Source organism: Hymenobacter coalescens (genome assembly GCF_054783195.1).
On record NZ_BAAGRA010000025.1, the window covers coordinates 76,215 to 84,581 of the forward strand.

Genomic DNA, 8,367 nt, shown 5'->3' on the forward strand with positions numbered 1-8,367 from the left:
GGCGACCGGCGGAGGCGCGACGGAACGGCTTCTGTGTGGCGCACGGAGCTCCGGTCTGCCGTTTAACACCCCTTAGCTGAGCCGACAAGAGCCCTGCAACCGCATCGTGGCCTGACTTTAACCCACCTTACTTGAGTCCACTACCGCCGCTTGCATGCCGGGACCGGCGCGCTACTTTGCCGCATGATCGAGTTATTACACCGCTGGCGCTTCGGGCTGCTGGCCGTGCTGCTGCTGGCCGCGGGGCTGCTGTGGCCCGGCGTGCAGGCCGCCGTGCAGGTCGACAACAGCCTGGAAGCCTGGTTTCTGCAGGACGACCCGGCCCTGCGCGCCTACCTCGACTTTCAACAGCGCTTCGGCAACGACGAAGTGGTGATTGTGGTCGTACGCGATGAGCAGACGCTGCTCACGCCGGAGTATTTCGCGAAGTTTTCGGCTTTGAGCCGGGCGCTGGAGGCGCTGCCGGCCGTGGCAACCGTGGTGGGCCCCGGCAACGCCACGGTGCCCGCCAAAGCGGCCCTGGGCGGGGGCGGTCCGCAGCCGTTGCTCACGGCGGGCAGCACGGCGGCCACGGTGCGCGCCCACTTAGGCCGCCACTCGCTGCTGCAGGAGCAGTTGTTTTCGCCCGATTACCGCACGGCCCGCTTCGTGGTGGCCCTGCGGCAGCTGCCCGACTTTGACGCGCGCCGGGGTGACATTCTGGCGGCGGTGCAGCGCACGGTGTACGCGCACTTTCCGCCGGCGCAGGCCTACCTGGGTGGCGTGGGCGTCATCTTCGCCGGGCTGAACGCCCTCTCGCAGCATGATTTCGGGCTCTTTCTGGGGCTGGGCTACCTGCTGATGTTCACCGTCTTTGCGCTGCTCTACCGCAACGGGTGGCTGCTGGTATACGTGCTGGGCATCGTGGGCGGGGCCACTTACCTCACGCTGGGCGTGTACGGCCTGCTGGGCCACCGCCTGAACCTGATGACCGTGCTGCTCCCGGTGGTGCTCATCCTGCTCGGCATCATGGACGCGATGCACGTCATCAACGAACGGAACCTGCTGGCCGAACCCGGCCTCCCGCGCCGCGACTCGGCGCTGCTGGCGCTGCGCCGCACGTTTTCGCCCTGCCTGGCCACCATGCTCACCACCGTGGCCGGCTTTCTGGCGCTGGTGACCAGCCCCATGGCCATCCTGCGCAACTTCGGCCTGTTCGTCGCCCTGGGTATTGCCCTCTGCCTGGTGCTGACCTTCGTGCTCGGCGTACTCATCCTGCCCCTCGCGCGGCCGGCGCCCCGCGCCACCCGCGCCACCAGCAACGCCCTGGCCCGCTTCTACACGTATCTGCTGGCTCGCAAGGGATTCTATACCGGCCTTTCGGCGGCGCTGGTGCTGCTGGCGGCGGCGGGCATCGGCTGGCTGCGGGCCGATACTTACACGCTAGGCTACTTTCCCGCCGACCACCCCGTGGTGCACGACCACCAGCGCATGGAGGCTACCTGGGGGCCCTACATGCCCCTGGAGCTGCTGGTGGAACCCCGGCCCGGCCACCGCCTGGCCGACGCGGCCGTGGTGCAGGCCACGGCCACCTTCGCCGACTCGGCCCGCCGGCTGCCGGGCGTGGGGCGGGTGTTCGGCTTTCATTCGCTGTACCAGGCGGGCCTGGAAACGCAGTTTCCGGGCCGGGGCCGAGCGGCGCTGGGCAGCCAGGGCCTGCTGCGCGCCGTCGATGAGCGGCTCGCGGCCGATTACCCGCAGCTGGCGGCGCAGTTTATTCACCGCCCCAGCGGCACCGGGCGCATCACCGTGTCGGGCACCATGCTCTCGGCCCGGCAGCTCACGGCCAAAACCGACACGCTGCTCGGGCTGGCCCGACGCACGCTGGGGCCGCTGGCCACGGTGCGCCCAGCGGGCTACCAGCCCATGTATGCCCGCATCGTGGGCTACGTGACCACCTCGCAGACCCAAAGCCTGCTGCTTTCCATTGTCACGGTGTTTGGGCTGGTGTGGCTGTACGTGCGCAGCCTGCGCCTGGCCCTGCTCACGGTGCTGCCGAATCTTTTCCCGGTGCTGGTGCTGCTGGGCGTCATGGGCTGGTGCGGCATCCGGCTCGACACGGCCACGGCCAGCATCGCGGCCATCGTACTCGGTCTTTGCGTCGACGACACGGTGCATTACATACACCACTACCGCGAGGCGCGGCGCACCCACTCCCCCGCCGCGGCCCGCCTGGCCACCATCACGCACGTGGGCCCCACCATCGTGCTGACGAGCCTGATTCTGTTTGTGGGCTACGCCGTGATGGGGCTGGGCTCGTTGAAAACCGTGCAGCTGTTCGGGGTGCTGACGGCCGTGAGCGTGGCGGCCGCGCTGTTCGGCGAAATCGTCATTTTCCCGCTCGTGCTGGAGCGCTTCGACCGGGAACCGGTTTCTGCTGAAACGGCCTCGACGTAACCGACGGGCTTTCTAGCGGAAGCGCAGGGAGTGAAACGCCGGCTGCATACCTGGTTCCAGATCGGCCTGGTTGGCGGCCAAGTAGAAGTAATAAGCGTCGGCTTGGTTAGCCTTATGCAGGGCCACCACCATGCAGTACTTGTAACCGGGCGCAAAGCTTGGGCTGGGCGTCACCATGCTGGTAGCGCCCCAATCGGCCCCGAATTCCTGGCGCACGGCCCGGGCATCGAATTCCTGCACCGGCGCGTCCTGTCCGCCCGAAATGTTGAGCAGCGTCACCTGCAGCAGGCTTTCGTGGAAGCTGTTGGGGTGTACCGCTATTTCGCCCTTCCGCTTCGCTGCTTGATACTCGCGCAGCAGCCCGGCCAGCGGCCGGATGGCATAGCGCACCTCGAACTTGCGCGTGGGGTGCTTCAGGGCGTACTCGTAGTTCATGTCACCGTTGGGGCGCACGGGTACTGCTTTCCAGCCAGCCGGGGCAGTATACATCATGCGGGCCTCGGTCAGGCCTTGCTGAAAATTCGCCGGCAGCGGCGTGGCGGCAGGCAGCCCGACGGCGGACAGAATAGAGGCAGCCAGCAGGCCGCCTGCGCGAGTAAGCATATCGAACTAAAGTGCCGCTATTACCCGCGGCCACTGCCACCAAAGCTACGCGGGCGCCACGGATTGTCAGCGCTGGCGCCCGGCTTTTCTATAGGGCGCTACAGCTCCTCCGGCAGTATCACCGCGTCGAGCCAGCCTTGCAGCAGGGCGGGCTTCTGGAAGAGGTGGATGAACAACACCCGCTCCTCGCCTACCAGCCGCCACACCTCGGCGTAAAAATCCTCCAGCGCGAACAGCTGCAGGCGGCAGCCGTGCTCGGCGCGGTCGGCCAGGTGGTGGCCGGCGCAGCGCAGCACTTCGGCCTGCTGGCCCAGCGTAAGCTTGGTGAAGACGGCGAATTTCATGACATCACAAGGAAACAACAACGCGGCCGGCGGGGCAAGATACACGGAATCCGGCGTGGCCGTACCCCGCGCCAACAGCGCCCTATAACTGCGGCATCTGCCCCAAGAGTTCGTTCTTTGGCGCTCCATTTACCTCCGTCGCCATGCCCGCGTTCCGTTTTCCGCACCCCTTGGTGCTCTTGGTTGGTTTCATCCTGCTGGCCGTAGCGCTGAGCTACGTGCTGCCCGCCGGCCGCTTCGAGCGGCGCCAGGACGAGGCGACCAAGTGCGAGGTCGTCGTGCCCGGCTCCTACCACCGCGTGACGCCCACGCCGGTGTCGCCGCTGGGGGCGCTAACGGCCATTCCGCGGGGCCTGCAGGACGCGGCCGACGTGATTTTCCTCGTCTTCCTAGCGGGCGGAGCCTTTACCGTGGTGGACCAGACCGGAGCCCTGCGCCGCGGCGTGGATTGGCTGCTGCAGAAGCTCAGTGGCCGCGAAGCCCTGGTCATTCCGGTGGTGGCGCTGCTGTTTGCCACCATGGGCGCGCTCGAAAACATGCAGGAGGAAATTGTGCCGCTGGTGCCGGTGCTGCTGGTGCTCATGCGGCGCATGCGCTACCCGCTACTTACCGCCGCGGCCGTCAGCATTGGCTCGGCGGCCGTGGGGGCCGCGTTTAGCCCTATCAACCCCTTTCAGGTCGGCATTGCGCAGAAGCTGGCGGGCCTGCCGCTGCTCTCGGGCTTGGGCTTCCGCCTGGGGTTTCTGGCCCTGGCCCTGCTGATCTGGATCGGGGGCACGCTGCGCTACGCCCTGCGTCACCGCGCCACCGCGCCGCTGTCCGCCGCCGACGAGGCGCCGCTCGACGTGGCGGAGGCCGAGCCCGCTGGCGGCCGGCGCCACGGGCTGGTGCTGCTGCTGCTGCTGGTCACCTTCGCGTTCTTCGCCTACGGGGTGCTGGAGCTGGGCTGGGATTTCAGCCAGATGGCGGCCCTGTTCTTCGCCCTCGGCGTGGCGGCCGGCCTGGTAGGCGGCCTGGGGCCGACGGGTACGGCCGAGGGCTTCATTGCCGGCTTCAAGGACATAGCCTTTTCCGGGATGCTCATCGGCTTTGCCCGCGCCATTTTTGTGGTGCTGGAGCAGGGCCAGATCGTCGATACCATCGTCCACGGCCTCTCGGCGCCGCTGGCGCACCTGCCTGTGGCGGCCTCCGCGCTGGGCATGCTGGGCGTGCACACGGCCCTGCACCTGCCCGTGCCCTCGGTGAGCGGGCAGGCCGTGCTCACCATGCCCATCCTCACGCCGCTGTCCGATCTGCTGGGTCTTTCGCGGCAGGTCACGGTGCTGGCCTTTCAGTACGGGGCCGGCCTCTGCGAAATCATCACCCCCACGAACGGTGCGCTGATGGCCATCGTGGCAGCCTGCGGGGTGCGCTTTGATCAGTGGTGGAAGTTTGTATTCCCGCTCTACCTATTGTTGCTCGGCCTGGCCGTGGTGGCCATTGTAGTGGCCATTGCCGTGGGCGTGTAGGCGGAGTTGCATGCCCGTCGGCTAGCTTCGAACGTAAGCCCAAGCGGGCCGTCCGGCTGCTTCTTGGCCCGCGCGCACGGCCAGCCCCAGCAAGGCCCACAGCCCCCAGCTGTAGCCGCCGAAAACCACGCCGGCTACCCCATACCCGACCAGAAATTTGGTCAGCATGGCAGCCGGTAGCGCCAGGCCGCACAGCAAGGGCACCATGCGGCGCCAGCCCGTCCATACCCCGGCCCGCCAGATGACCGTGCCGGTGACCAGCATCATGGCCATGCTCGCGGGCCAGGCCACGTCGCACACGAAGTAATACCAGGTATCCAGCCGCCCGACCGTAGCGTCGAGGATTTGCTGCAGCGAAGCCAGCACCAGCAGCGTGATTTGCAAGGCCGACAGGCCGCGGGCCACCGGCCCCGGACCCAGCACCCGCAACTGCCGCATGCCCACGGCGCTGCACAGCCAGCCCGCCAAAAACAGCCAGCCAGCAGCATCGCCAGCCACATGTTGCCCCGTATCGAACGGGGGCCAGCGGTACAGCGTGAGCATCAGCGCCAGCATGGGGCTGAGCATGAAGGCAATACTACCGAGCGTGCGGTGATTCATGGCTACGGTTGGTTTTGGATGCTACCAAACTTACCGTATGTCCACCCCGGCGTCAATCGCATAAACGGGTGGCCGCACGCGCGCAACTAACTGGCCGGTAACACCTTTAGCAACGTCCGACAAAACCCGTAAGGCCACACTTCAGCCTGCGCACTACCGTATTTCTAAGCGCGGATCAGCGCCCGTAGTCAACAGCGTCGCCAACGCAACACCGTCCAGTACCACGACAGCAGCGCACTGGGCGGCCGACAAAGTCTGGTATCCTGTGTACCGGCCGCCCCTTGCCGCGGCAGCTCATGCCGACCTTCAATACACGGCGCCGCTCCAGCAGTACTCGTTGTTGGGCAGGGCGTACCACTGGTCGTTTTCGTTCACGTTTTCGCCCTGCACGCGGCCCACATAAGCCAGTTCGTGCCCGGCGGGCACCAGCCGGGCGGCGGCGCGCCGGTACGGCTCGCCCTGCCGGATGTTGACGCGGGAACGGGTGCGCACGGTACCGGCGGCGGGCTCGGTGGCCCAGTCGGCGGGGTGCGGCTGGCCGGTGCAGCGGGCGTACACGGCGGGCACGTCGCGCAGCAGCTGCTCGTAGCTGCGGTTGCTCTGGGCCAGCCCCGACTTGGGGTCGGTCTTGCGGTGCGGGTCGAGGATGCAGTGGCCCACGATGGCGCGGGCCGGGTCGAGCTTAAACTTCCAGCAGCAGTAAGCCAGCACCCACACGTAGCGGCGGTAGGCCTCGTCGGCGTTGATGTTCGGCCCGAAGCAGTACTCCACCCCGATGGCCGCGTCGTTGGCATTGGCGCCGTAGCGGCGGTTGTCCTCGGTGGTGCTGTAGAGCACGTGCCAGGCTTTTTCGGGCGCGGCCGTGAGGGCCGGCACGCACTCCAGAATCTGCCGGTCGTCGACGAACAAGTGGGCGGAGGCGCTGATTTCGTTGCGCGAGTGTTCGTAGTAGCTCACGTTGCCGGCGGCCGTGGAGCCGCGGTTGCCGGTGTCGTGGGCCACCAGAAAGCGGATTTCGGCGGCGGGCAGGCCGGAACGGCGCTTGGTGTGCGGCGTCAGCCAGCTCTGGGTGATGGGGTATTCGAGGTCGGGAAACTGGCGCATGGTCGAAGGGCAGCTAGGTCAGCAAGCGGGCAATCAGCCGGGAATCTGTTCGGGAGCCGTTGTAGCTGCTTCGGGCGTCGGCACGGCCGAGTCGGGGCCCATGTCGTCCTCCACGCGGCGCAGCACCGCTCCCGATACCGGGTCGGCAGCCGACTCGCTGCCGGCCGGTGGCACCACTGCTACCGGCGGCGCGACTACGGACGGCGCGGCGGCGGTCAGCAGGGCCACATTGGGCGCGGCAGCCACGGCAGCCGGGGCCGCGGCGTAGCCCGGAGGCGTGCCAGCCGGCATCAGCACGCCGGAGGCTGCGGTTGCGGCCGTACCGCTGGCCGCGTCGGTGGGCTTGTTTTCCTGCAGCTTCAGCCCCAGGTAAGTGGCGCTGCTGATGGCCAGCAGCAGCGTCTCGTTGTTGTCCCACTCGGGCAGGGCCACCGTCTTGTACACGGTGCGCACGAAAAAGTAGCCCAGCAGAATCGTCACCACCACCTGCTGCAGGCGGTGAATGCTCACGCCGTTGCGGTCCGACAGAATATCGGTCATCCAGCCCTGGCTGACGGTGGGCCCTTCGCCCAAGGTTTTGCCCACCTCGGTGCTGCCCCCGATCAGCCCGCTCAGGCCCGCCGTGCCCGCGCTGATGCCGAGCAACGACAGCGTGGTCACCGAAATATTCGTCATTTCGCCCGTCACGCAGTAAATGACCAAGTAGCAGCTCATGATGATAAACGTCCACCACGCCAGCTGCACCTTGGCCAGGCTGTAGGGCCGCTGCAGGGAGGAAGCCGGTACGCCCGCGCTGGCCAGGTCCCCGTCGGGGCCGCTGCGCAGCAGGGCCGAGCGGTGCGACAGCGCAATGATGCCCAGCGCCAGCAACAGCACGCCCACGCCGGCGACCCAAAGGGCACTGGGCTGCACCAGCTGAAAATGCACGTTCTTTTCCAGCCCTGGGTAGAGTTCGGTAAACACCTGGTCGTCGTAGCCCAGGCCAATCTTGCCGGGGTGGGTAAACTTCCAGGGCGAGCCGTACACGATGTCCCAGAACTGTTGGTTGGCCGGCGTGCGGTCCAGCTTGAAGAGCACCTTGTCGTAAGCCGCGTTCAGGTCGCCAAGCACGGCCTGCTCGCTGACGGTGTCTCCCACCGCATCGGGCGCGGCCACGGTGGACAGCGTGTCGGTGTCGGTCAGGTAAGTGGCGGCGCGGTGGCGCGAGCCGGCGACATTGCTGCTGGTCCCGGCCAGGTACACGGCCAGCGGGGGCATGTTGCGCAGCGGGGTATCGTCGATGTACAGCACCATCTGGCGGGCTTTGGCGTGGGCGCGCTCCGCGCTCAGGCCCAGCTTCTGCAGGGCGGCTTCTTCGTCGTGCAGCCAGCGCCCCAATCCATCCACTTCCAGCGTGATGGTGCTGCCCAGCTTGAAGAGCGTGTCCTGCCGGGCATCGGACGTCGCGTGGATGTTGCGAATCACGGGGCGGAATCCCTGCGCCCGCACCGGCTTCATGCCCCCCATCAGGGCCAGCAGCAACCCCAGGGCCCAGCCCAGTCGCCGGAAACTATTGGTACCTAAAGCCAACATCGGCTGTACGTTAAAAAAGATGAATAAAAAACCAACCGAACCAGGTATTGGCCCAGGTTTTCGCGTCGGCCGAATCCCGCAAAAAAACAGATTTACCCTGCAAATCACGCGAAATAAACTCCTGAAAAAACCAGGTTGGCATTGCTACAGTATCATAGATAGGGTACCGTTTTTCTTAGCGCGCAGCAGGAGTACCGCTT

The 8,367-nt window shown here is 66.7% G+C and carries 7 protein-coding genes; 2 read left to right on the forward strand and 5 right to left on the reverse strand.

Annotation, left to right across the window (positions count from 1 at the left end; all coding sequences use genetic code 11):
• Positions 1-183 precede the first annotated feature (183 nt).
• Complete coding sequence (locus ACYVKQ_RS21595) at positions 184-2,436, forward strand: efflux RND transporter permease subunit (RefSeq protein WP_460677445.1); 2,253 nt, start codon at positions 184-186, stop codon at positions 2,434-2,436.
• Positions 2,437-2,448: 12 nt separating this feature from the next.
• Here the strand turns inward: ACYVKQ_RS21595 and ACYVKQ_RS21600 are convergent, their stop codons facing one another.
• Positions 2,449-3,039 (reverse strand): hypothetical protein, encoded by a 591-nt coding sequence (locus ACYVKQ_RS21600; protein WP_460677446.1) that lies wholly within the window; start codon positions 3,037-3,039, stop codon positions 2,449-2,451.
• A gap of 98 nt (positions 3,040-3,137) precedes the next feature.
• The gene (locus ACYVKQ_RS21605) at positions 3,138-3,383 is read right to left on the reverse strand and encodes a hypothetical protein (protein ID WP_460677447.1); all 246 of its coding nucleotides are present in this window, start codon (positions 3,381-3,383) and stop codon (positions 3,138-3,140) included.
• A gap of 143 nt (positions 3,384-3,526) precedes the next feature.
• Here ACYVKQ_RS21605 and ACYVKQ_RS21610 point away from each other — a divergent pair, with 143 nt between their 5' ends.
• A complete protein-coding gene (locus ACYVKQ_RS21610; RefSeq protein WP_460677448.1) occupies positions 3,527-4,891 on the forward strand; it encodes a YfcC family protein in 1,365 nt (454 codons plus the stop codon).
• 21 nt (positions 4,892-4,912) lie between these two features.
• Here ACYVKQ_RS21610 and ACYVKQ_RS21615 read toward each other — a convergent pair whose 3' ends face one another.
• From ACYVKQ_RS21615 to ACYVKQ_RS21625, 3 genes are all read right to left on the reverse strand, one after another.
• Positions 4,913-5,491: a hypothetical protein gene (locus tag ACYVKQ_RS21615; RefSeq protein ID WP_460677449.1), complete on the reverse strand. Its 579-nt coding sequence runs from the start codon at positions 5,489-5,491 to the stop codon at positions 4,913-4,915.
• Between the two features lie 306 nt (positions 5,492-5,797).
• Positions 5,798-6,595: a peptidoglycan recognition protein family protein gene (locus ACYVKQ_RS21620; protein ID WP_460677450.1), complete on the reverse strand. Its 798-nt coding sequence runs from the start codon at positions 6,593-6,595 to the stop codon at positions 5,798-5,800.
• Positions 6,596-6,628: 33 nt separating this feature from the next.
• Positions 6,629-8,167: a hypothetical protein gene (locus ACYVKQ_RS21625; RefSeq protein WP_460677451.1), complete on the reverse strand. Its 1,539-nt coding sequence runs from the start codon at positions 8,165-8,167 to the stop codon at positions 6,629-6,631.
• Positions 8,168-8,367 lie beyond the last annotated feature (200 nt).